The following is a 22,903-nucleotide window of genomic DNA, read 5'->3' on the forward strand; positions in this document are numbered from 1 at the left end:
ATGCAGCAGGGATGGCGTGGGTGGATGCTGGCGGGCGGCGCGTTGCTGCTGGGCACCGGGCTGGCGGCATGTTCCAACGAGAACGTGCCCGACGCGCCGATCGAGAACAACGCGTTCGACGAGGAGGCCCCGCCGCCCGCCGAACCCAATGCCGAGGCGAGCTACGAATCCGCGCCGGTGATCGTCGAGAACACCGCCGCGGTCGCACCTGCCGAGGAACTGCCGCCCCCGCCGCCGGTCGCGCCGGACCAGCAGGTGCTGGACGACGCCTCCGCCACCGGCATGACCTCACGCACCACCCGCGACCAGCCGCCGCAGGACGATACCGCGCCGGTCGACGATGCGATGTCGAACCAGCAGGGGCAGTAGGAGCGACGGCGATCGGTTGACGGGGGGCGTCGAATCGCCCGACCTGCGTTCGTCCCTAGCGCAGTCGAGGGAGGTGCCGCGAACGGTGCGCGGGGTGTCTCGACTGCGCTCGACACGAACGGTCAGGGGAATCGATCACGCGGGCTGTCGTCGCGCAAACGATCTGCGGCGTCGTGGCAATAGCCCCCTTCGCCCATGCTACGGCGCTGTAGCGTGATGACGTCACGCGGACCCGTTCGTGCTTCGATACGAGGCTTCGACAGGCTCGGCCCTTACTCAGCACGAACGGAGCCAACTGACATCATCACGCTCCAAGCGAACGGAATGTCGATCCGACCGGATGTCCTGCGGCTCCGGCGCCCGTTACGCCGCCTCGGGCACGACCGCGCTCACCGGCGGCGCTTCATCGGCATAGGCGATATCGAGATAGAGGTTCGCGAGTTCGTAATGGGCATGGACGACCTGTTCATGCTCGGCACGCTGGGCCAGTTCCAGTTGCTGTTCGGCGCGGCGCACGAAGTAGGACATTTCGTCCGGACCAATCAAAGACACGTCAACCTCTCGCGGGCGTTTGCCGCCCTTGTCTGATACACACCCGGTTCAACCGGATGCCGTATCAACGCCCGATCGCCGCTGCGGATGCCTCTCGCCGATAATTCTGACGCGGGGATGACACCGACCGGCGCAGGCGCGTCAGAGTCGCCGGTGCTTGCCGCCATAGCGTCCGCCGATATAGGCGCCCAGCCGGTCCATCTCCGATGCCGCCGCGACCACCGCGTCGCTTTGGCACGGCAGCGGATCGTGATCGCGGTCGGCGGCGCGGCGCGCGACCTTGGCGGCGAGTTCCTCGATATCGGCGCGGGACAGCAGGTTCTTCTCGCGCAGCAGGCAGAGCAGGCTTTGCAGGATCACCATGCTCTGTTCGCCCACGGGATCGCGGGGTTCGATAACGGCCATCGGTCCTCTCCTATCGTTATAGCGGGAGGATATGCCGATCGCAGCCGGACGCAAGGGGCGTGCCGGGCGGGGCTGTCCCGCCCGGCACCGCGCGTCAGTTCAGTCCGCCGCCGAGCGTACGGTACAGGGTGACGAGGTTGGTCGCCCGCGCGAGGCGGGTCTGCACCAGCGTCTGCCGCGCGGCATAGCTGGTGCGCTGCGCGTCCAGCGTGGTCAGGAACGAATCGATTCCGGCCCGGTAGCGCGCGTCGGACAGGCGCGCGGCCGTGATAGCGGCCGTGGCGCGGGCATTCTGCGCCGACAGCCGCTCGCCGATCGTCCCGCGCGTCGCCAGCGCATCGGCGACCTCGCGGAACGCGGTCTGGAGCGTATCCTCATAGGTCGCGACCGCCGCCAGCTGCTGCGCGCGCGCGACCTCGACGTTCGCACGCCGCCGCCCGCCGTCGAACAGCGGCAGCGCGGCGGTGGGCGAGATCGAGAAATTCTCGCTGCCCGTCCCGAACAGTCCGCCAAGGGCAGTGCTGATCGTCCCCAGCGTCGCGGTGAGCGAGATGGTGGGGAACAGCGCCGCGCGCGCCGCGCCGATATTGGCATTGGCGGCATAGAGCTGCCGTTCGGCCTGAAGCACGTCGGGACGGCGCAGCAGCACCTGCGACGACACGCCTGCGGGCAGATCGGCCAGCGTCAGATCCTGCGTACCCAGCCCGGCGGGCAGCTGTTCGGCGGGGATGGTCGTTCCGGCAAGCAGGTTGATCGCATTCTGGTCCTGCGCGATCTGCGCGGTCAGCGTGGCGATGTCGCTGCGCGCCTGCTGATAGTTGGTTTCCGCCTGCTGCACCTCCAGTTCGGAGATGACGCCGACGCGGAACTGCGCCCGCGTCAGCTCCAGCGAGCGCCCGAAGCTCGCAAGCGTCTCGCGCGAGAGTTGCAGCAGTTCCTGGTCCGACGCCATCGTCAGCCATGCGGTCGCGATCTCGCCGATCAGCGCGATGCGGGCGGCGCGCTGTGCCTCCTCGGTCGCGAAATATTGCTGGAGCGCGGCCTGGCTCAGGTTGCGCACCCGCCCGAACAGGTCCAGCTCGAACGCCGAAAAGCCGACCGACGCCTGATAGATTTCGAGGTTGCCGGACGATTGCGCGGGCACGCCACCCGCACCCCCACCGCCCGCACCTGCGCCTGCACCCGCGCCGCCTGCGCCGCCCAGCGCGCCGAACGGGTTGTTGGTATAGGTGACGCCGCCGTTGACGCCGGTGCCGGGCACCCGGTCGGCACGGGTGACGCGATATTGCGCGCGCGCCTGCAGCACGTTCGCCGCCGTGACGCGCAGGTCGCGGTTGTTCTCCAGCGCGGTCGCGATCACCCCCTGCAACCGGGGATCGATGAAGAACTGCCGCCAGCCGATCTGCGTCACGTCCGCCTGCTCGGGGCCGAGCGGGGGATAGGCACCGCCCTGCGGCAGCGTCAGCGGAATGGCCCCGTCGGGCCGCACGTTCCTGGGTGCGAGGTTGCAGGCGGTCAGCACGCTCGTCGCGCACAGCATCGCCACGATACGCAGCTTCATTGCGGGAAGTCCCATGGTCATGCCCCCTGCCGGGCGGGTTCGCCGCCGTCGGAGGATTGGTTGCCGCCGTCCGGCTCGATGTCGCGATTGGCCGAGTGCGCGTTCTTGCCGCCATGGCCGAACAGCCGGAGGACGACGACGAAGAACATCGGCACGAAGAAGATCGCGAGCACCGTGGCCGACAGCATGCCGCCGACGACCGCGCGGCCGATCGCGTTCTGCCCGCCCGCGCCCGCACCGGTGGACAATGCCAGCGGCAGCACGCCGAAGATGAACGCCAGCGACGTCATCAGGATCGGGCGGAGGCGGAGTTTCGCCGCCTCGATCGCCGCTTCCAGCGGACTCTTGCCCTCGCCCATCTGCTCCTCGGCGAATTCGACGATCAGGATCGCGTTCTTCGCCGACACGCCGATCGTGGTGATCAGGCCGACCTGCAGATAGATGTCGTTGTTGAGGCCCGTCAGCATCGCCGCCGCCAGCGCACCGACGATGCCGAGCGGCACGACCAGCATCACCGAGATCGGCACCGACCAGCTTTCGTACAGCGCCGCGAGGCACAGGAACACGATCAGCAGCGACAGCGCATAGAGCGCCGGGGCCTGCCCGCCCGACAGCCGTTCCTCATAGCTGAGGCCGGTCCATTCGAGCGAGGTGCCCGGCGGCAGCTTGGCGTGGATTTCCTCCATCGCCGCCATCGCTGCCCCCGTGCTGGTGCCGGGCGCGGGCGCACCTTGCAGCTGCATCGCGGGCTGGCCGTTGTAGCGGGTGAGCTGCACCGGGGCCTGCGTCCAGTTGAGCGTCGAGAAGGCGGTATAGGGTGCCATCTGCCCGTTGTCGCCGCGCACGAAGAAGGAGGCGAGATCCTCGGGGCGCTGGCGATAGGGTTCGTCGGCCTGGACATACACCCGCTTCACCCGACCGCGGTCGATGAAGTCGTTGACATAGGCCCCGCCCCACGCGGTCGCGATGGTGCTGTTGACCTGCCCCAGGTCCAGCCCCAGCGCGCGCGCCTTGTCCTGATCGACGTCGACGCGCAGCTGCGGCGCATCGTCGAGGCTGAGCGGACGCACCTGCGCCACCGCCTTGTTCTGCATCGCCATGCCCAGCATCATGTTGCGTGCCGCGACCAGCCGTTCGTGGCCGATCCCGCCGGTATCGACGAGTTGCAGGTCGAAGCCGGTGGCATTGCCCAGTTCCTGCACCGCAGGCGGGACCACCGCGAACATCAGCGCGTCCTTGTAGCCCATGAACGGACCCATGGCGCGCCCGGCGATCGCCTGCGCCTTGTTCTCCGGCCCTTCGCGCACCGACCAGTCCTTGAGCCGCACGAAGGCGAGGCCCGCGTTCTGGCCCTGTCCGGCGAAGGAGAAGCCGTTGATGGTGAACACGCCCTCGACGTTCGCCGCCTCGTTCCTGAGGAAGTGATCGCGCACGACCGCCAGCGCCTTGTCGGTACGCGCGGTGGTGGCGCCCGACGGCCCCTGCGCCAGCACGATCACCGACCCCTGATCCTCGTCGGGCAGGAAGCCCGAGGGGAGCCGGACGAACAGCAGCACCATGACCGCGACGATGCCGAGGTAGATCAGCATCGACCATTTCCAGCCGCGCGCGGTACGCCCGACGCCGCGCTCATACTTGCGCGTGCCCCTGTCGAAGGTGTCGTTGAACCAGTCGAAGAAGCGGTTGAAGAACCGGACGACCGGGTTGCGGCCGGGCTTGTGATGCCTGTCCGGATCGTGCGGCTTCAGGATCGTGGCGCACAGCGCGGGCGTCAGGATCAGCGCGACCAGCACCGAAAGCACCATCGCCGAGACGATCGTGATCGAGAACTGGCGATAGATCACGCCGGTCGATCCGCCGAAGAACGCCATCGGCAGGAACACCGCCGACAGGACGAGGCCGATGCCCACCAGCGCGCCGGTGATCTCGTCCATCGACTTGCGCGCGGCTTCCTTCGGGGAAAGCCCCTCGGTCTGGATCAGGCGTTCGACGTTCTCGACCACGACGATCGCGTCGTCGACCAGCAGGCCGATCGCCAGCACCATGCCGAACAGCGTCAGCGTGTTGATGGTGAACCCCGCCAGCGCCATCACGCCGAACGTGCCGAGCAGCACCACCGGCACCGCGATCGTCGGGATCAGCGTGGCGCGCCAGTTCTGGAGGAACAGGAACATCACGAGGAAGACGAGGACCACCGCTTCGACCAGCGTGTGGATCACCTGTTTGATCGACAGCCGCACGAACGGCGTCGAATCGAGCGGGTAGATGACCTTGACGCCCGCCGGGAACCCCTTGGCGATTTCGGCCATGCGTTCCTTGACGAGATCGACGGTCGTCAGCGCATTGGCCCCCGGCGCGGCGCGGATCGCGAAGCCCGATGCGGGCTTGCCGTTCCAGCGGGTGTCGAACCCGTAATTCTCCGCGCCCAGTTCCACCCGCGCCACGTCCGACAGGCGCACGACCGCGCCGTCGGCATTGGTCTTCAGCCGGATCGCGGCGAATTGCTCGGGCGTCTGAAGCCGCGACTGGACCGATACGGTCGCGTTCAGCATCTGCTCCTTGGGCGCCGGCTGCGACCCCAGCTGACCGGCGGAGACCTGCGCATTCTGCGCCTGCACCGCCTGCGTCACGTCGGTCATCGTCAGCGCGTAGCTGTTGAGCTTGAGCGGATCGACCCAGATGCGCATCGCATATTGCGCGCCGAACACCTGCGTATCGCCGACGCCGGTGACGCGGCTGAGCGGGTCCTGCACGCGCGACGCGATCAGGTCGGACAGGTCGGATGCCGACTGCTTGCCGTCTTCGGACACGAGGCCGATGATGAGCAGGAAGCTGGCCGACGACTTGGCGACGCGGATGCCCTGCTGCTGCACTTCCTGCGGCAACAGGGGGGTCGCGGCCTGCAGCTTGTTCTGCACCTGCACCTGCGCGATGTCCGGATCGGTGCCCTGTTCAAACGTCAGCGTGATCGTCACGCTGCCCGCCGAGGACGACGACGCCGAGAAATAGCGCAGGTTGTCGATGCCCTTGAGCTGCTGCTCGATGATCTGGGTGGTGGTGTTCTCCAGCGTCGTCGCGTCGGCGCCGGGATAGGTCGCGTTGATCGTGACCGCGGGCGGCGCGATCTCCGGGAACTGGGCGATGGGCAGCGAGCGGATGGCGAGGATGCCGAACAGCATCAGCCCGACCGCGATGACCCATGCGAAGATGGGTCGATCGATGAAATAACGGGACATGGGGCCTTACTTCGCCTGTGCCTGAGGAGCGCCGCCACCTGCGGGGGCGGCACCCTGCGGTGCCTGGGCCCCGGTCTGCGGGTTCCATGGATAGCCCTTGACCGGGGTGCCGGGCTGGAGGTTCATCGCGCCTTCGATCACGACCTTGTCGCCGGTCTTGAGGCCGCCGGTGACGAGCCATGCGTCGCCGACGGTGCGGCTGGTGGTCAGCGGCCTCGGCGCGAGCTTGCCGTCCTGTCCGATCACCATCACGGTCGCATTGCCCTTGGGATCGCGCGTCACTGCCCGCTGCGGCACGAGGATGCCGTCGCTCTCGGTCCCCTCGACCAGTTCGGCGCGAACGTACATGCCCGGCAGCAGCAGCCCGCGCGGGTTGCTGAACACGGCGCGGATCGCCTGCGTCCCCGTGGCCGGATCGACGGTCACGTCGGTGAAGCGCAGCGTGCCCTCGATCGGGTAGGTGCTGCCGTCCTCCAGCTTCAGCCGGACGCGCGAGGCACCCGCCCCGCGCGACAGGTCGCCGCCCATGATCTGCTGCCGCAGCTTGAGCAGGTCCGCGCTCGACTGCTGGATATCGACATAGACGGGATCGAGCCGCTGGATCGTGGTCAGCGCATTGGTCTGCGCCGCCGACACCAGCGCGCCGGTGGTCGATACCGACCGCCCGATCCGGCCCGAGATCGGCGCGGTGATCGTCGTGCGCGACAGGTCGATCTGCGCCTGGCGCAGCGCGGCGCGCTGGGCGGCGATGTCCGCCTCCGCCTGGCGGGCGGTCGTCACCGCATTCTCATATTCCTGGCGCGAGATCGCGTTGATCTTGACCAGTTCGCCATAGCGCCGCGCGAGGTTGCGGGTGGACGCGATCGCCGCCTCCGCGCGGGACAACGCCGCCCGCGCGCTGGCGACCGCCGCCTGATAGGGCGCGGGATCGATGCGATAGAGCGGCTGCCCGCGGCGGACGTAATCGCCCTCCTGGAACAGCCGGGCGAGGATCAGCCCGTTGACCTGCGGCCGGACTTCCGACGTCTCGAACGCGGCGGTGCGGCCCGGCAGCTGCGTGGTCAGCGTCACCGGTTCCTGCCGCACGGTGATGAAGCCCACCTGCGGCGGCCCCTGCGGCGCCTGCTGCTGCTGCTCCGCGCCCCCTCCCCCGCCGCCACAGGCCGAAAGGATGATCGCCAGTGCCAGTGGGGCCGTGCTTTTTTTCATGAACGTCCTCGACGGATGTGCTAACAGTGAGTGATCGATCACTCACACATGGGCGGCGGGTACGCCGTCCCGACGGATGTGGCAAGAGGTTGCAGGTGAATCTGACGTGAATTTGTTGCAGTGCGGTGATGCGTGTCGTGCCACCAAGGCAGCGGCCCGGCGCCAAAAACTGGTCGGCGTGGCGCGGCGGCTGTTCGCGGAACAGGGGTTCCACAGCACCGGCGTGGCCCAGCTTGCCGCCGAGTCGGGCATCCGCGTCGGCCAGATCTACCGCGACTTCGCCGACAAGGAAGCGATCGTCGCCGAGATCGTCGAGAGCGACCTTGCGACCTTCCTGAACGAGGCGGATCTCGACCGCGCGATCGCCGCGCAGGATCCGTGCGCGATCCGCCACTGGCTGCGCGTCTTCTCCCGCTGCGAGGGGGCGACCGACTCGCGCGCGCTGGTGCCGGAGATCATCGCCGAGGCGGCGCGCAACGATCGCATCGCGGGCATCGCCCATGCGATCAACCGGCGGGTCCGTGCCGCGCTGGGCCGGGCGATCCTTGCGCTGGCCCCCGAACCCGAACAGGCGGCGGAGCGGGCGCGGCTGGCCGACCTGATCCTCACGATCGGTGCCGGATTGATGCATCGCCGCATCGCCGACGCCGATTTCGACGAGGATGCGACCCGTCGTCGGCTGCTGGAATTCATCGACGAGGCGGTGGAGCGGTTGATCCGAACCGGACCATACCCGATCCTCCAAAAGAAGGATTGCAGTCCCGCCGTATGCGATTAGAACAGGGGTACGCACTCCCTTGCGTATCGATGCCGGGGCCCGTCCGACCCACCGTCGGGCGGGCCCCGTGCTATTCACCAAGCGATCGCTCCAGCACCTCGAAATAGAGCGTGCGCGTGTAAGGCAGGCCGAAGCGGGCGTCGTCGAGCGGAAAGGCGCGCCGCTCGCCGGTCCGGCGATAGCCGCGGCGTTCATACCATGCGATCAGATCGCCGCGCTGGCCGATGACGGTCATCTCCATCGCTCCTGCGCCCTCGTCCCACGCATGGTCCTCCGCCGCCGCGACCAGCGCCCGTCCGAGGCCGCCCGCCTGCCGATCGGGCCGGACCGCCAGCATGCCCAGCGCCGAACGGCGCGCCGCGACCCGCGTGACGGCGACGCAGCCGAGGAAGACCCCGCCCTCCTCCGCCAGCAGCAGCGCGCACCGCGGATCGGCGAGCATCGCCGCCAGCATGTCGGGATCGGTGCGCTGCCCGCCCAGCAGGTCCGCCTCGTGCGTCCAGCCTGCCCGCGCGCTGTCGCCGCGAAACGCCGCCTCGACCAGCGCGTGCAGCGCCGGGATGTCCGCAGGGATCGCGCGGCGGATCACGGCTGCGCGCTCCAGCCGCCGCCCAGCGCCTGATACAGCGCGACCAGCGCCGCCAGCCGGTCCGCCCGCACCTGTTCCAGCGACAGTTCGGCGCTGAACAGCGCGCGCTGCGCATCGAGCTGTTCGAGATAGGGGCTGTATCCGGCGCGATAGCGGTTGGTCGCATGGCGCAGCGCCTCGGCCAGCGCCGTGCGCTGCGTCTCCAGCGCACGTGCCTGCGCGCCCAGCCGGTCGACCGCCGCCAGCGCATCCTCGACCTCGCGGAACGCGGTGAGCGCGGCGCGCTGATAGGCGAAGGCGGCCTGATCGCGGCGGGCGGCGGCGGTGTCCAGCCCGGCGCGCAACTGTCCGCCGCGGAACAGCGGCGCGAGGATGCTGGCCCCGATCGACCAGATGCCGACCGGATTGGGCAGCGCGCTGGACAGCACCTCGCCGGTCGATCCGGTCAGGCGCAGGCTGGGCAGGAACTGCGCCCGTGCCGCCGCCAGCGTCGCGTCGCTCGCCGCCAGCGTCGCCTCGGCCTGCGCGATGTCGGGGCGGCGGCGCAGCAGCGCGGACGGCAGCCCGGCGGGGATCGGCGGGGACCGCAGCGTCGCGAGCGTCGTCCCGCGCGCGATGGCGCGCGGCGGCGTACCGGTAAGCAGCGCCAGCGCATCCTCCTGTCGCCGGGCGAGCAGTTCCAGTTGCGGCAGCGTCTGGGTGACGCCCGCATATTCCGCCTCCGCCTGCCGCAGTTCGAGCCGCGAGGTATAGCCCGCCTCCGCGCGCGAGCGGGCGATGCGCAGCGCCTCCCCGCGCGAGGCGATGGTGGCGCGCACCGTCGCGATCCGCGCGTCGAGCCCCAGCAACGTGACATAGCCGCTGGCCGTCGCCGCCGCGACCGACAGGCGCGCGGCATCCGCGGCGGCGAGCGCGGCGACGCCCGACAGCCGCGCCGCCTCGATCTGGTTCCCGATGCGGCCGAACAGGTCGACCTCGTAGGACGACTGGAACACCGGCTGGGCCGAGGTGCCGGTACTGGCCCGGCCCAGCGCGTTCAGCGCGCGCTGTTCGGTGATGCCCACCCCGGCGTCGAGCGTGGGGAAGCGCGCGGCGCGCGCCAGCCCTTCCTGCGCGCGCGCCTCCGCCACCCGCGCGGCGGCGATGGCGATATCGGGGTTGTTGGCGAGCGCCGCCTCGACCAGCCGCGACAGTTCGGGGTCGCCGAACCCCTGCCACCAGCGGGCGTCGACCGGAGCGGTGCCGGGCAGTGCGGTGCGCCAGCCGCCGGGCGGCGTGACCGATGCGGCGGCGGGGCGCGGGCGATCGGGCGGGGTGCAGGCTCCCGCCGCCAGCAGCACCGCAAGGATCGCGAGCCGCCTCATCGGTCGGCGGGCGAACGCCGCCCGCGGGTATCGACCCGCGCCTCGACCGACATGCCGGGGCGCAGCCGGGCGAACAGCGGGTCGTTCCGGTCGATCGCGATGCGCACCGGAATCCGCTGCGCCACCTTCACGAAATTGCCGGTGGCATTGTCGGGGCGGATCACGGCGAACTCGTTGGCGGCGGCGGGTGCGATCCGCTCGACCCGGCCGTGCAGTTCGGCGCGGTCGAGCGCATCGACGCGGATCGTCGCCGCCTGTCCCGGCGCCATGCGTGCGGTCTGCGCCTCCTTGAAATTGGCCGTGACCCACACGGTCGGCGGCACGAGGAACATCAGCTGGGTTCCCGCCGTGACATACTGGCCGAGCCGCACGCCGACCTCGCCCAGCCGCCCGTCCTGCGGCGCGCGGATGACGGTGTTGGCGAGATCGATCTGCGCGAGGCGTACGGCGGCGCGGGCGTTCTCGACCGCCGCCTGCAACCCGCCGCGACCGACCTCGACGGTGCGGACCTGTTCCTGCGCGACGCTGCGCTGCGCCTGCGCCTGTGCCACCGCCGCCTGTGCCGCACGCAGGCCGGCGAGCGTCTGGTCGCGTTCACGCAGCGATACCGATCCTTCCCGCACCAGATCGTTCACCCGCGCCATGTCCGCCTGCGCCCGCACCAGTTGCGCGCGGGCATTCTCGACCGCCGCCGCCTGTCCGCCCAGACTCGCCTCGCTCGAACGTTCGCTCTGGCGGGAATTGGCGAGATTGGCCTGTTGCGCCGCCAGCTGCGCCTGCGCCTGATCGACGCGCTGGCGATAGATGCGGTCGTCGATCCGGGCGAGAATCTGTCCCGCCCGCACCGTCTCGAAATCGCGGACCAGCACCTGCGTGACATAGCCGTTGACCTGCGGCGCGATCACCGTCGTCTGGCCGCGGACATAGGCGTTGTCGGTCGCCTGGATCGCGCTGCCGAACGGCCACAGCCCCCATGCATAGAGCGCCAGCGCCACGCCGCCGAGCAGCAGCGCGACGAAGCCGAGGGTGGACTTCAGCCCGCCGCGCGGCGGCGCCCAGCCGCGTGCGCGCGCCGGTTCGGCGGGAACCTCGACCGGATCGGCGAGGCGTTGGGCTTCGGGGGGAGTCTCGGTCATCAGTTTTGCGCTTGTCGCATGCGTTGGACCGCGGCGAGATCGGCCGCGAGGGGGTTTTCGCCCCGCAGCCGGAAACGCAGCCACAGCGCCCCCAGCCACAAGACGACGAGCGCGGCGACGATCGCCACGGCGAGGAACACGTCGTTGAACGCGAGGATATTGGCCTCCCGCGTGACCTGGCTCGCGAGCAGGCTGGTGCCGGTGCCCTGCCGCAGCACCGGATCGCCCTGTACGCGGGCATAGGCACCGCCCAGTTGCTGGATGCGCTGCACCACCAGCGGGTCGGTGGCGGTCAGGGACTGGACCAGCTCGAACGAATGATATTTCTCGCGCACGATCTGGAAGCTGCCGAGCAGCGCGGTGCCCGCCAGACCGCCCAGCGTCTGGGTGATGCCGAACACCGCCGAGAAGCTGACGATATGGCTCGGCCCGCGCGCCAGCGCCCGGAAGATGCCGATCATCAGCATCGGCCCCAGGAAGTACAGCGCGGCGAAGGCGATGATCCCCTGGCTGACGTACAGGCTGGACGGGCGGGTCAGGTTGGTCGAATCCGAATCCAGCCACGCACCGATCCCGATCAGCGCGACCGCGATGACCACCGGCTTGTAGAGATCGGCCATGTTCAGCGTGAGCAGGCTGACCGCCAGCCCGGCGATCGAGGCGAGCACCATGACGAGGCTCAACGTCACCAGCTGGTCGTTGCCCACGCCGACGACGGTCAGCAGGCCCACCGTGCCATAGGTCTGTTCGGACAACAGGACGCGCAGCGAGGCGGCGACCACGGCGAAGCGGATGATGTTGCGCCCGAGCATCCAGCGGGTGTTGAGCAGCGGGTTGGCGCGGTTGTGCTCGATCAGCAGCGCCGCGCCGATCAGGGGGATCGCGGCGGCGGTGGCGTATCCCAGCCACGGCGTCGACCACCACTGGATGCGCCCCTGCACCAGCACCGCGCACAACAGCGCCACGCCCGGCGCGAACAGCGCGAAGGTGAGGAAATCGATCCGCTCGAACGCCGGGGTACGCTCCGAGGGCGGCAGGCGGAGCAGCGCGACGCTGCCGAGGCACATCAGCGTCAGGCCCAGCTCGAACCAGAACAGCGCCTCGATCCGCCCGTCGGCCAGCAGCAGCGGCGACAGCATGCGCGCCAGCGGCAGTGCGATCTGCGACGCGGCGAAACCGATGATCATCCCCGACAGCCGCCTGGCCGGGGACAGCGACTGCATGATGTAGAGGAAGCACAGCGTCGTCAGCGCGCTGGCGACGATGCCCGCCGCGCCGCGCACCAGCAACTGCACCCCGAAGCTGTGCACGACGAGTTGCAGGACGTTGAGCACGAGGAAGGCGGCGAGGAAGATGCGGGTGAAGCGCTGCATCCCGAACTGCTGGCGGAACTTGATGAGCAGCATCGACATGCACACGCTGGTCATCGACGAGATCGCGGTCAGCCACCCGCCCTCGACCGGGGTCAGTCCCAGCGACCCCTGAATCTGCGGCAGGTTGGCGAGCAGCAGCGCGTTGCTGAACCCGCCGGTCACGCCCAGCAGGATGCCGATCGCGAAATAGCCGACACGCCGCCCGAACGGATGATCGGGCGTCGCGGGCGATCCGGGCAGGAACGGCCGTTCGTGCGGCTTGAACTGATAGGCCGTGGCGATCGCCGTGGCTCCATGTGGGAATAGTGCCCGGCAATAACTTGTTACAAAGGATTTCGTTCCGGGGCGGCAACGGCTTTGGTGGCGCGCGTCACCGTCGCAGGCGGGGCGCAGCTACTGTGCGTCACTCCCGCTCGGGCGGGAATTCCGAAGGCAGGGCGATGCGGGTGGATCATTCGAGGATGCTGGCAATGCCCACGCCATCCGCTACCATCCCCCGCATGCGCTCACCGATCCTCGCCGCCGCCCTCTTCGCCACCACCGCGACCGCCCAGACCCCGCCCGAAGCGCCGCTGCCCCCGGTGCGGCCATGGCACGGGGCCAGCGAACGGCTGGTCGCGAAGCCCGCCGACCCGTGGATCACCCCCGCCGAGGCGGCGAACTTCGCCACCACCCCCGATTATGCCGCGACGCGCGCGTGGATCGACCGGCTGGTCGCCGCATCGCCGCTGCTGTCGGTCGAGACGTTCGGCAAGAGCCCCGAGGGCCGCGACCTGTATTTCGTGCGTGCGCACAAGGGCGACGGTCCGGCCAAGCCGGTCGTGCTGGTGCAGGCGGGCATCCACGCGGGCGAGATCGAGGGCAAGGACGCCGGGCTGATGCTGCTGCGCGACATCGCGCTGCGCGGCAAGGACCGGCTGCTCGACAAGGTCGATCTGGTGTTCGTGCCGATCTACAACGTCGACGGCCACGAACGCTCCGGCCCGTACAACCGCCCGAACCAGCGGGGGCCGCGCGACATGGGCTGGCGCACCACCGCGCAGAACCTGAACCTCAATCGCGATTATCTGAAAGCCGACGCGCCCGAGACGCAGGCGATGATCGGCCTGATCCGGCGGCTCGATCCGGTGCTGTACCTCGACCTGCACGTCACCGACGGGATCGACCACCGCTATGACGTGACCTATGCCTTTTCCGGCTGGCGCGGATACTATGCGCGTTCGGCGGCGATCGGACGGTTCCTCGACACCGACCTGCGCCCGGCGATGGACCGCGCGCTGACGAAGGCAGGGCATACGCCGGGCTATTACGTCAGCACCATCGACAATCGCGAACCCGAAAAGGGCATGTCGCAGGACGTGGACACCCCGCGCTTCTCGACCGGCTATGGCGATGTCGCGCATATCCCGACCGTGCTGGTCGAGACGCATTCGCTCAAACCCTATCGCCAGCGGGTGCTCGGCACCTATGTGTTCGTCGAGGAGGCGCTTCGGATCGCGGGCGAACGCGGCGATGCGCTGCGCGGTGCGATCGCCGCGGATCGTGCGGCGCGCCCGACCACGCTGACCGCGACATGGAAGCCGAACCCGACCCCGCTCTACACCGTCGATTTCCTCGGCCTCGCGCATGACAGCTATGTCTCGCCCGCATCGGGCCGGGCGGAACTGCGCTGGCTGCCGAAGCCGGTGACGTTCCGGATGCCGGTGTACGGCAGCCTGCCCGACAAGGTCGTCGCCCTGCCCCGCGCATGGTGGGTGCCGCCCACGCTGCCGCATGTCATCGATCTGCTGAAGCTGCACGGCGTGACGGTCGAACCGATCGGAGAGGCCCGCACCGTCGACCTCGACATGGCGCGGGCGACCAGTCCCGAACTGGGCGCGGCGAGCGAGGGGCACGTCCCGCTCGACGCGACGGTCGTCCACGAACGCCGCCGCGAGACGATGCCGCCCGGATCGGTCCGCGTGCCCGCCGACCAGCCGCTGGGGCTGCTCGCCGCCTATCTGCTCGAACCCGAGAGCGAGGACGGGGTGCTGGCATGGAACATGGCGCCGGGCATGCTCCAGCGCACCGAATATATCGAGGGCTATGCCATCGCCCCGCTGGCCGACCGGATGCTGGCGGGCGATCCCGCGCTCAAGGCCGCGTTCGAGGCGAAGCTGGCCGGCGACCCGACGTTCGCCGCCGACCCCGCCGCGCGGCTGCAATGGTTCTATGCCCGCACGCCCTATTACGACCAGCGCTACCTGCTCTATCCGGTCGGGCGGGAGGTGAATTGACGAAAGGCGGCGACATGTCCCACATGCTCCCCTCCCTGGAAGGAAGGGGATCGCCTGTTTCCGAAACCCGCACGAAGAGACCGCCTGCATGACCGCCCCGTCCATCATCGTCGTCGAGGACGATCCCGCGCTGCGCACCCTCACCGCGCGGGCGCTTCAGGAAAACGGCTATTTCGTCCGCACCTGTTCGGCGGCGCCCGAGATGTGGCTGGCGCTGGAACAGGGGCCGGTCGACCTGATCCTGCTCGACATCATGCTGCCGGGCACCAGCGGCATCGACCTGTGCCGCCAGATTCGCCAGAACAGCGCGGTGCCGATCATCTTCGTCTCCGCCAAGGGGAGCGAGGTCGACCGTGTCATCGGGCTGGAACTGGGCGCGGACGATTACCTGCCCAAGCCGTTCGGCACGCGCGAACTGATCGCCCGCGTGCGCGCGGTGCTGCGCCGGGGTGAACTGAATGCGCAGGCGACGCAGCGCGAGGAAGGCATCTACAGCTTCGAGGGCTGGACCGCGAACCTGCCGCGGCGTGAGCTGACCTCCCCCACCGGCGCGTCGGTCGACCTGACCGGCGCGGAGTTCGACCTGCTGGTCGTGCTGCTCGACCATGCGCAGCGGGTGATCGCGCGCGAACGGCTGATCGAGCTGTCGCGCACGCGCCTCGGCGACTCGTCCGACCGCAGCATCGACGTGCTCATCAGCCGGTTGCGCCGCAAGCTGTCGACGGCGGGCGGCACCCCGCCGATCGTGACGGTGCGCGGCGTCGGCTATATGCTGAACGTGCCGGTCGAGCGCCGGTGATCCGCCGCCCGCCGCTCGGGCTGATCGGGCGGATCGTCGCGATCCTGCTGCTGACGATCGTGATCGAGTTCGGCGTATCGGTGCTGCTGTACGAGCGCGCCAGCCAGTTCTCGGTCCGCGACGACGAGGCGCGGCGGCTGGCAGAGCATCTGGTGATCGCGCGGCGGATCGTCGAGGAACGTCCGCTCGCCGAACGGGCGGGCATGGCGGCGGAGCTGACCACCGATCGCTATGCGGTGCAATGGCGCCCCACCCCGCCCGCGCTGCCCGCCAAGGGGGCCGAGCTGCGCGAGATGGAGCAGCAGGTGCTGGCGTGGGAGCCGACGCTGGCCGACACCGGGCTGCACCTGACGCTGGCGTCGCCGGGGGGACGATCGGTGGTGACCGGTGCCCTGACGCTCGGCGACGGGAGCTGGTTGTATTTCCGCACGCTGGAGCCGCTGCGCGCGTTCGATCTGGCGATCGGGCGCATCCTGCTGGCGCTGATCCCGGCGATCGCGCTGATGGTGGTCGGCGGGCTGCTGATCCGCCGGACGCTCAGGCCGATGCGGCAACTGGCCGATGCGGTCGATCGCTTCGGCCCCGGCGGACTGTCCGCGCTGCCGCCGGTCGAGGAGACGGGGCCGGGCGAGGTCCGCCGCCTCGTCGCCGCGTTCAACGGGTTGCAGGCGCGCATCCACCGGCTGATCGAGGATCGCACCCGCGCGCTGGCGGCGGTCGGCCACGACCTGCGCACCCCGCTCGCCCGCCTCCGGCTGCGCACCGATGCGATCCGCGACGCACAGGTGCGCGACACGGTGCAGAACGACCTTGCCGAAATGGAGGCGATGGTCACGTCGCTGCTCGCCTTCCTCGGCGGCGAGGGCGATCCGGAAAAGCCGATGCTGGTCGATATCGCGGTGCTGTGCGCCAGCATCGTCGACGATGCCGCCGACCACGGCCATGACGCGACCTATGCCGGGCCGGATCATCTCGAACGCATCGTCCGGCGCTCCAACTTCCGCCGCGCGGTCGTGAACCTTGTCGAGAATGCGGTGCATTACGGCGGATGCGCGCGCGTCACGGTGGCGATCGAGGCAGGCGACACCGTGATCCGGGTGGAGGACGACGGCCCCGGCATCCCCGCGGAATCGCTGGCGCTGGTGCTCGAACCCTTCGTCCGGCTCGACAGCGCGCGCAAGCGCGACACCGTGGGGTTCGGCCTCGGCCTCTCGATCGTCGCGCGTGCGGTGGAGACGGAGGGCGGCAGGCTCGACCTGCGCAACCGCACCGGCGGCGGGCTGTGCGCCGCGATCGTGCTGCCCGCCGCCGCGCAATGATTTGTTACAGGACCGCCGAACGCAGCAACTATCGCCCCGCTATACGCTGATCCGATCGGGCGCATGCCGCCCCAACGATAATGGAGAAGCAGGATGAACGACGTCATCGGCCGGGTGTTCGGATTCGAGAAGGACGTGTTCGGCAACGACGCGGACCTGTACTCCAAGCTCGCGACCGACGGTCAGAGCCCGAAGGTCCTGATGATCTCCTGCTCCGATTCCCGCGTGGTGCCCGAACACATCCTGCAGGCGAAGCCGGGCGACGTGTTCGTCATCCGCAACGCGGGCAACATCGTGCCCCCCTTCACCCAGCAGAACGGCGGCACGACCTCCACGGTCGAATATGCCGTCGCGGTGCTCGGCGTCACCGACATCATCGTGTCGGGCCATTCGGGCTGCGGCGCGATGGGCGCGCTGATGAAGCCGGAGACGCTCGACGGCCTGCCCAGCGTCGCGGCATGGCTGCGCCATTCGCATGCCGCCCATTCGGTCGTCGCGCACAGCTATCCCGACCTCGACGATCAGGCGGCGGTGCGCGCCGCCAGCCTCGAGAATGTCGTGGTGCAGATCTCGCACCTGCGCACCCATCCGGCGGTCGCATCGCGCATCGCCAAGGGCGACCTGACGCTCCACGGCTGGTTCGTCGACATCCATGCGGGCACCATCCTCGCGCTCGACGGGCGGACCGGACGGTTCGCGCCGATCAAGCAGGATGTGCCGCTGCCGGTGGCATTGCCCGCCGCCAAGCGGCTCGCCGCCGATTTCGTGACGGCCGAAGCCGCCGAATAGCCGTTCCCGCAATCCGGCGGGGCGAATCTTCCCTCCCCCGTCCCGCCGGTTTAGTGGGTTCCGCGCCGGCCATGCTTCCCCCGAAGCATGGCCGGCGCACCCCGTTCAACCGCAAGGCTGGCCCCCGCCCATGTCGCAACCATCGCTACTCGCCAATATCCGGCAGGACCTGCCCGCATCGATCGTGGTGGCGCTGGTCGCGCTGCCGCTGTGCCTCGGCGTCGCGCTCGCATCGGGTGCGCCGCTGTTCTCCGGGCTGATCGCCGGGATCGTCGGCGGCATCGTCGTCGGCGCACTGTCCAAGTCGCCGCTGTCGGTCAGCGGCCCGGCGGCGGGCCTGACCGTCATCGTGCTCGACGCGATCACCCGCCTGCCCTCGTTCGAGGCGTTCCTGCTGGCGGTGATGCTGGCGGGGGTGATGCAGGTGCTGCTGTCCTTCTCGCGATCAGGCGTGCTGGGCGAGTTCGTGCCCTCGTCGGTCATCACCGGCATGCTGGCGGCGATCGGGCTGATCCTGATCCTGAAGCAGGTGCCGCACGCGATCGGCTATGACGGCGATCCGGGCGGCGACTTCGCCTTTTCGCAGGGCGACGGGCGCAACACCTTCAACACCATCGTCTATGTGCTGAAGGAACAGGTGGTGTGGGGCGCCGCGATCATCGCCGCCATCAGCCTCGTCTTCCTGTTCTGGTGGGAAAAGGCGAAGCCGAGCGACGGCTTCCTGAAGTTCGTGCCCGGCCCGCTGGTCGTGGTGGTCGGATCGGTCGTGATCAACGCGCTGTTCGGGGTATTCGCGCCCGCGATCCAGGTGAAGCCGACCCATCTGGTCAGCGTGCCGGTGGCCGACAGCGTGACCGGCTTCGTCAAGCTGTTCAGCTTCCCCGACTTCGGCCAGATCGGCAATGCGACGGTGTGGACCGTGGCGGTGACGCTGGCGATCGTCGCCAGCCTCGAATCGCTGCTGTCGGTGAAGGCGGTCGACGAACTCGATCCCAAGCGCCGCGTGACCGACAAGAACCGCGAGCTGTTCGCGCAAGGGGGCGGCAACATCCTGTCGGGCCTGATCGGCGGGCTGCCCGTCACCTCGGTCATCGTGCGGTCGTCGGCGAACGTCGGCGCGAACGCCGCGTCCAAGGCATCGACCATCCTGCACGGCGCGTGGCTGCTGCTGTCGGTGCTGCTGATCCCGGCGCTGCTCAACCTCATCCCGCTGTCGGCGCTGGCGGCGGTGCTGATCCAGACCGGCTACAAGCTGACCAAGCCCGACCTGTTCGTGAAGCGGTGGAAGCAGGGCTATACCCAGTTCGTGCCGTTCGTCGCGACGGTGGTGGCGATCCTGTTCACCGATCTGCTCAAGGGCATCGTCATCGGGCTGGTCATCGGCTTCATCTTCGTGATCGCGCGCAACTTCCGCCCCGCCGTCACCTTCGTGCAGGACGGCGAGGGTCCGGGGGCGAGTTGCATGATCCGCGCCAAGCGCAACCTGTACTTCATCCACAAGGTCGAGCTGACCAGGGAACTGGACAAGGTGCCCGACGACTGCACGGTGGTGATCGACCTGTCGGCGACCAGCTATGTCGATCTCGACAACATCGACATCATCAACAGCTTCATCAAGAATGCGGGCTATCGCAACATCAAGGTGCTGGTGCGCGGCGACATCGGCGAAAAGACCGCGCCGCAGATCAAGGCGCCGCGCAAGGAGGTCGCCTACGCATGAGGGAATACAAGCACCTGCTGCTCGCCAACAAGGCATGGGCCGCCGAGAAGCTGGAGGAGAACCCGCAATATTTCGCGCGGCAGACCGTCGGCCAGCAGCCCGATTTCCTGTGGATCGGCCCGTCCGACAGCCGCGTGGCGCCCGATCAGCTGACCAACGCCCAGCCGGGCGAGATGCTGATGCACCGCAACATCGCCAATCTGATCGATCCGAACGACCAGAACCTGATGTCGGTGGTGCAATATGCGCTCGAGATCGTCGGCGTGCGGCACATCATCATCTGCGGCCATTACGGCTGCGGCGGCGTCGAGGCGGTGCTCTCGGGCAAGGTCGACGGGCATATCGACGACTGGCTCAACATCCTGCGCGACGTGATCCGCGACCATGCCGACGAACTGGACGCGCTGCCCGCGGGCGAGGCGCGGAGCAACCGGCTGGTCGAACTGAACGTCCGCGACCAGCTGGTGAAGCTGGCGCGTACCGATGTCGTGCAGACGGCGTTCGCTGCGGGCAAGCCGCTGGAACTCCACGGCTGGGTCTATGACCTGCGCGACGGGCTGCTGAAACCGCTGATGGAGATCGATGCCGCGACCCCGCTGACGGCGGTGCCGAAGCCGGAGCCGGTGCTGGTGTGACCCACCGTACCTTCGCGCAGGCGGGGGTCCAGGGCCAAGGGAACCATCGGTAGCCCGCGGAACCCTGGATCCCCGCCTGCGCGGGGATACGGTGCGTCGGTCGCCCTACCCCGCCATCGTCATCACCGATCCCGAATCCACGCGCAGGTTCGCGCCGTTCACGAAGCTCGCCGGGCCGGAGCACAGGAACAGGATCGCCGCGGCGACCTCCTCCGCCTTGCCGCGACGCTTCAGCACCATGCCGGGGCGTTCTTCCCTCAGGAAGCTGGCGATCGCCTCGTCGACGCTGGTGCCCTGTTCCCTGGCGCGCTTTTCCATCATCGCGTCGGTCATCGGCGTCTCGATGAAGGCGGGCGACACGCTGTTCACCAGCACGTTGTCGCAGCCGTACGCCTTGGACAGCCCCTTGGCGAGGTTGAGGATGCCCGCCTTCGACGCGCAATAGGGCAGTTCGTCGACATAGGGCTGCACCGCGTCCTCGGATGCGATCAGCACGATCCGACCCGCGCCCTTCGCCCGCATCGCCGGGATGACCGCGCGCGTCACGCGCACTGCGCCCATCAGATTGGTATCGAGCGTCGACCACCAGCCGTCGTCGTCGGTTTCGAGGAAATCGCCGGTCGCGCCGGTCACGCCCGCGGCATGGACCAGGATATCGGGATTGCCCAGCGCATCGCGGACCTTGGCGACCATCGCGTCGACATCGGCCGCGTCGGTCACGTCGGCGGCGAAGCCCACCGCTTCGTCATGGCGGCGCAGTTCCTCCAGCGTCTCCTCGAGCTTGTCCGCATCCCGGTCGCTGATCGCCACCCGCGCCCCCTCCGCCAGCAACAGCCGTGCCGTTTCGCGTCCCATGCCGCTGTCCGCGCCGGTGACCAGCGCGACCTTGCCCTTCAGTCCGAAATCCATCGTCAGTTCTCCGTCTTACAATTCCGCGCCGCCGAGCGTGGCGATCGCCTGGATGAGTGCGAGGTGGCTGAGGCCCTGCGGCAGGTTGCCGAGATACGCGCCGGTCGTGGGATCGATCATTTCGGGCAGCACGCCGGTGCCGTGCGCCAGCCCCGCCATCGCCGCATCGAAGGCGGCACGGGCGCGGGCGTGCTGGCCGAGGATCGCGCGCGCCTCGACCATCCAGAAGGTGCAGGCGAGGAAACAGCCCTCCTCCTTCTCCATCCCCGAATAGCGATAGTGGAACGCGCCCGCGCCCAGCTCGCGGTCGATCGCGTCGAGCGTGCGCGCCAGCCGGTCCTGCCCGTCGAAGCGGAAGCGCACCGCCAGCGCGAGCGAGGCATCCAGCCCGTCGGCACCCGGATAGCAGAGATAGGCGCCGCGCGCCTCCGACCAGCAATGCTCGGAAATCCAGTCCATGATCCGGTCGCGCTCGCGCGCCCAGCGATCGCGGCAGGTGGTCGGGATCTGGCCCGCATCGGCCAGTTCGACCGCGCGCTGCAATGCCTGCCAGCAGCTGATCTTGGACATGGTATAGTGCTGTGCCTCGGGCAGTTCCCAGATGCCCGCGTCCTTCTGTCGCCAGTGGTCGGCGCACCGGTCGGCGAGGTGCGACAGTGTTTCGGCGCTCTTCGCATCGAGGATATTGCCGCACGCGACGAAGCGCTCGGCGGTCTCGAAGATGTCGCCGTAGATGCCGTGCTGGTGCTGGCCGGTGGCAAGATTGCCGACGACCACCGGCTGCGATCCGCGATAGCCCGGCAGGTCGATGTGCCGTTCGTCGGGCACCGGATCGCCGCCCAGCGTATAGCATACGCGCGGCACGTCCTCGCCCAGTCGCTGGAGCAGCCAGGTGAAGCCCGCCTTCGCCTCGCCGAGCGCGCCGATGCGCAGGAACGCCTTGATCGTATAGCCCGCGTCGCGAATCCAGGCGTAGCGATAGTCCCAGTTCTTGTTGCCGCCGATGCGTTCGGGCAGCGAGCTGGTCGCCGCCGCGACGATCGCACCCGACGGCGAATAGAGCAGCAGCTTCAACGCCAGCGCGCTGCGGATCGTCAGGTCGCGGTCCGCATCGGCGACGGTCAGCCGCCCGGTCCAGTCGCGCCATTCCTTGTCGGACAGTTCGATCCGCTCGTCGATCGCCTCTATCGTCGGCACTACCAGCGGCTCGTCGGCCCCGGCGACGATGCCGATCGTCGCGCGCTCTCCGGGCGTGACGGCGAGGCGGGCGTCGATGCCGTCGTCCCCGCACCGGTCGATCGTCACCCGGTCGCAATGGCGGAACAGCCCCAGCACCGCGCCGATGTGGAATACGTCATGCCCCCCGGCGCGCGCCCAGTACGGACTGACCGTATCCGCCCGCCGCCCGAAGCGCAGCGTGACGGTAAAGGCGACACGCCCGTCCAGCCCCTCCACCCGCCGCGCCAGTTCGGCCCAGGGCAGCCGCCCGGCGGTGCCGCTGTTGAGGCTCTCGACCAGCTTGGCCCGGCCGGTGGCGGTGGTGAAGATCGTCTCCAGCACGTTGCTGTTGTCGCGGTAGCGCTGCTCGCTGGTGAAGGCTTCGGTCGGCGTGATCGCGAAATAGCCGCCCTTCGTCCCGTCGAGCAGCCGGTCGAACAGCGGCGGCGAATCCATGTTGGGCACGCACCACCAGTCGATCGATCCGTCCGCGCCCGACAGCACCACCGCCCGCCCGTCGCCCAGTGCGCCGTAGCGGGCGAGCGGCAGATAGCCCGCCGCATCGCGCGAGGGAGCGGGGGCGGCGGAACGGTCGGTTCGGAACAGCATGGGCGCGATAACCCATGATAACGCGCAAATGTCCGTAATCGCAGGGAGACAGCGGCG

The 22,903-nt window shown here is 69.1% G+C and carries 19 protein-coding genes; 8 read left to right on the forward strand and 11 right to left on the reverse strand.

Annotated features, from left to right (window positions below; genetic code table 11):
• On the forward strand, positions 1-369 hold the full coding sequence (locus tag ABLE43_RS02120) for a hypothetical protein (RefSeq protein WP_348976827.1): 369 nt from the start codon (positions 1-3) through the stop codon (positions 367-369).
• Between the two features lie 363 nt (positions 370-732).
• Here the strand turns inward: ABLE43_RS02120 and ABLE43_RS02125 are convergent, their stop codons facing one another.
• The 5 genes from ABLE43_RS02125 to ABLE43_RS02145 form a co-directional block, all read right to left on the reverse strand.
• Entirely contained in the window at positions 733-897 is a 165-nt protein-coding gene (locus ABLE43_RS02125) for a hypothetical protein (RefSeq protein WP_348976828.1), read from the reverse strand.
• A gap of 165 nt (positions 898-1,062) precedes the next feature.
• The gene (locus tag ABLE43_RS02130) at positions 1,063-1,326 is read right to left on the reverse strand and encodes a hypothetical protein (RefSeq protein ID WP_348976829.1); all 264 of its coding nucleotides are present in this window, start codon (positions 1,324-1,326) and stop codon (positions 1,063-1,065) included.
• Between the two features lie 94 nt (positions 1,327-1,420).
• A complete protein-coding gene (locus tag ABLE43_RS02135) occupies positions 1,421-2,887 on the reverse strand; it encodes an efflux transporter outer membrane subunit (RefSeq protein WP_348976830.1) in 1,467 nt (488 codons plus the stop codon).
• 17 nt (positions 2,888-2,904) lie between these two features.
• Complete coding sequence (locus ABLE43_RS02140; protein ID WP_348976831.1) at positions 2,905-6,123, reverse strand: efflux RND transporter permease subunit; 3,219 nt, start codon at positions 6,121-6,123, stop codon at positions 2,905-2,907.
• Between the two features lie 6 nt (positions 6,124-6,129).
• Positions 6,130-7,332 (reverse strand): efflux RND transporter periplasmic adaptor subunit, encoded by a 1,203-nt coding sequence (locus ABLE43_RS02145; protein WP_348976832.1) that lies wholly within the window; start codon positions 7,330-7,332, stop codon positions 6,130-6,132.
• Between the two features lie 106 nt (positions 7,333-7,438).
• On the opposite strand from ABLE43_RS02145, the gene ABLE43_RS02150 reads away from it, so the two are divergent.
• Positions 7,439-8,110 (forward strand): TetR/AcrR family transcriptional regulator, encoded by a 672-nt coding sequence (locus tag ABLE43_RS02150; RefSeq protein WP_348976833.1) that lies wholly within the window; start codon positions 7,439-7,441, stop codon positions 8,108-8,110.
• Positions 8,111-8,180: 70 nt separating this feature from the next.
• Here ABLE43_RS02150 and ABLE43_RS02155 read toward each other — a convergent pair whose 3' ends face one another.
• Genes ABLE43_RS02155 through ABLE43_RS02170 form a run of 4 tightly spaced genes read right to left on the reverse strand, consistent with a single transcriptional unit; the run spans position 8,181 to position 12,734 of the window.
• Positions 8,181-8,699: a GNAT family N-acetyltransferase gene (locus tag ABLE43_RS02155; protein ID WP_348976834.1), complete on the reverse strand. Its 519-nt coding sequence runs from the start codon at positions 8,697-8,699 to the stop codon at positions 8,181-8,183.
• Complete coding sequence (locus ABLE43_RS02160) at positions 8,696-10,063, reverse strand: efflux transporter outer membrane subunit (RefSeq protein WP_348976835.1); 1,368 nt, start codon at positions 10,061-10,063, stop codon at positions 8,696-8,698. Before ABLE43_RS02160 ends, ABLE43_RS02155 begins: the two co-directional genes overlap by 4 nt.
• On the reverse strand, positions 10,060-11,199 hold the full coding sequence (locus tag ABLE43_RS02165; RefSeq protein ID WP_348976836.1) for an HlyD family secretion protein: 1,140 nt from the start codon (positions 11,197-11,199) through the stop codon (positions 10,060-10,062). Before ABLE43_RS02165 ends, ABLE43_RS02160 begins: the two co-directional genes overlap by 4 nt.
• Positions 11,199-12,734, reverse strand: a complete 1,536-nt coding sequence (locus ABLE43_RS02170; RefSeq protein ID WP_348976837.1) for an MFS transporter — start codon at positions 12,732-12,734, stop codon at positions 11,199-11,201. The genes ABLE43_RS02165 and ABLE43_RS02170 overlap by 1 nt, the downstream gene beginning before the upstream one ends.
• Positions 12,735-13,042: 308 nt before the next feature.
• Here ABLE43_RS02170 and ABLE43_RS02175 point away from each other — a divergent pair, with 308 nt between their 5' ends.
• The 6 genes from ABLE43_RS02175 (at position 13,043) to ABLE43_RS02200 (ending at position 20,110) form a co-directional block, all read left to right on the forward strand.
• A complete protein-coding gene (locus tag ABLE43_RS02175) occupies positions 13,043-14,848 on the forward strand; it encodes a M14 family metallopeptidase (RefSeq protein WP_348976838.1) in 1,806 nt (601 codons plus the stop codon).
• 88 nt (positions 14,849-14,936) lie between these two features.
• Positions 14,937-15,647, forward strand: a complete 711-nt coding sequence (locus tag ABLE43_RS02180) for a response regulator (protein WP_348976839.1) — start codon at positions 14,937-14,939, stop codon at positions 15,645-15,647.
• Positions 15,647-16,966, forward strand: a complete 1,320-nt coding sequence (locus ABLE43_RS02185; RefSeq protein WP_348977132.1) for an ATP-binding protein — start codon at positions 15,647-15,649, stop codon at positions 16,964-16,966. Before ABLE43_RS02180 ends, ABLE43_RS02185 begins: the two co-directional genes overlap by 1 nt.
• A gap of 93 nt (positions 16,967-17,059) precedes the next feature.
• The gene (locus tag ABLE43_RS02190; RefSeq protein ID WP_348976840.1) at positions 17,060-17,755 is read left to right on the forward strand and encodes a carbonic anhydrase; all 696 of its coding nucleotides are present in this window, start codon (positions 17,060-17,062) and stop codon (positions 17,753-17,755) included.
• 130 nt (positions 17,756-17,885) lie between these two features.
• Positions 17,886-19,475: a SulP family inorganic anion transporter gene (locus ABLE43_RS02195; protein WP_348976841.1), complete on the forward strand. Its 1,590-nt coding sequence runs from the start codon at positions 17,886-17,888 to the stop codon at positions 19,473-19,475.
• A complete protein-coding gene (locus ABLE43_RS02200) occupies positions 19,472-20,110 on the forward strand; it encodes a carbonic anhydrase (RefSeq protein ID WP_348976842.1) in 639 nt (212 codons plus the stop codon). The genes ABLE43_RS02195 and ABLE43_RS02200 overlap by 4 nt, the downstream gene beginning before the upstream one ends.
• Positions 20,111-20,215: 105 nt before the next feature.
• Here the strand turns inward: ABLE43_RS02200 and ABLE43_RS02205 are convergent, their stop codons facing one another.
• Together ABLE43_RS02205 and ABLE43_RS02210 are read right to left on the reverse strand one after the other, a co-directional pair.
• Entirely contained in the window at positions 20,216-21,019 is an 804-nt protein-coding gene (locus tag ABLE43_RS02205; protein WP_348976843.1) for an SDR family NAD(P)-dependent oxidoreductase, read from the reverse strand.
• 15 nt (positions 21,020-21,034) lie between these two features.
• On the reverse strand, positions 21,035-22,846 hold the full coding sequence (locus ABLE43_RS02210) for a glycoside hydrolase family 15 protein (protein WP_348976844.1): 1,812 nt from the start codon (positions 22,844-22,846) through the stop codon (positions 21,035-21,037).
• Positions 22,847-22,903 lie beyond the last annotated feature (57 nt).

The sequence above is a fragment of the Sphingomonas silueang genome, assembly GCF_040049155.1.
Taxonomy (GTDB): domain Bacteria; phylum Pseudomonadota; class Alphaproteobacteria; order Sphingomonadales; family Sphingomonadaceae; genus Sphingomonas; species Sphingomonas silueang.

Coding starts and splice junctions, on each gene's coding strand:
- ABLE43_RS02120 (WP_348976827.1), top strand. CDS start 1: ATGCAGCAGGGATGGCGTGGGTGGATGCTGGCGGGCGGCGCGTTGCTG.
- ABLE43_RS02125 (WP_348976828.1), bottom strand. CDS start 897: ATGTCCTACTTCGTGCGCCGCGCCGAACAGCAACTGGAACTGGCCCAG.
- ABLE43_RS02130 (WP_348976829.1), bottom strand. CDS start 1,326: ATGGCCGTTATCGAACCCCGCGATCCCGTGGGCGAACAGAGCATGGTG.
- ABLE43_RS02135 (WP_348976830.1), bottom strand. CDS start 2,887: ATGAAGCTGCGTATCGTGGCGATGCTGTGCGCGACGAGCGTGCTGACC.
- ABLE43_RS02140 (WP_348976831.1), bottom strand. CDS start 6,123: ATGTCCCGTTATTTCATCGATCGACCCATCTTCGCATGGGTCATCGCG.
- ABLE43_RS02145 (WP_348976832.1), bottom strand. CDS start 7,332: ATGAAAAAAAGCACGGCCCCACTGGCACTGGCGATCATCCTTTCGGCC.
- ABLE43_RS02160 (WP_348976835.1), bottom strand. CDS start 10,063: ATGAGGCGGCTCGCGATCCTTGCGGTGCTGCTGGCGGCGGGAGCCTGC.
- ABLE43_RS02165 (WP_348976836.1), bottom strand. CDS start 11,199: ATGACCGAGACTCCCCCCGAAGCCCAACGCCTCGCCGATCCGGTCGAG.
- ABLE43_RS02175 (WP_348976838.1), top strand. CDS start 13,043: ATGCCCACGCCATCCGCTACCATCCCCCGCATGCGCTCACCGATCCTC.
- ABLE43_RS02180 (WP_348976839.1), top strand. CDS start 14,937: ATGACCGCCCCGTCCATCATCGTCGTCGAGGACGATCCCGCGCTGCGC.
- ABLE43_RS02190 (WP_348976840.1), top strand. CDS start 17,060: ATGAACGACGTCATCGGCCGGGTGTTCGGATTCGAGAAGGACGTGTTC.
- ABLE43_RS02195 (WP_348976841.1), top strand. CDS start 17,886: ATGTCGCAACCATCGCTACTCGCCAATATCCGGCAGGACCTGCCCGCA.
- ABLE43_RS02200 (WP_348976842.1), top strand. CDS start 19,472: ATGAGGGAATACAAGCACCTGCTGCTCGCCAACAAGGCATGGGCCGCC.
- ABLE43_RS02205 (WP_348976843.1), bottom strand. CDS start 21,019: ATGGATTTCGGACTGAAGGGCAAGGTCGCGCTGGTCACCGGCGCGGAC.
- ABLE43_RS02210 (WP_348976844.1), bottom strand. CDS start 22,846: ATGCTGTTCCGAACCGACCGTTCCGCCGCCCCCGCTCCCTCGCGCGAT.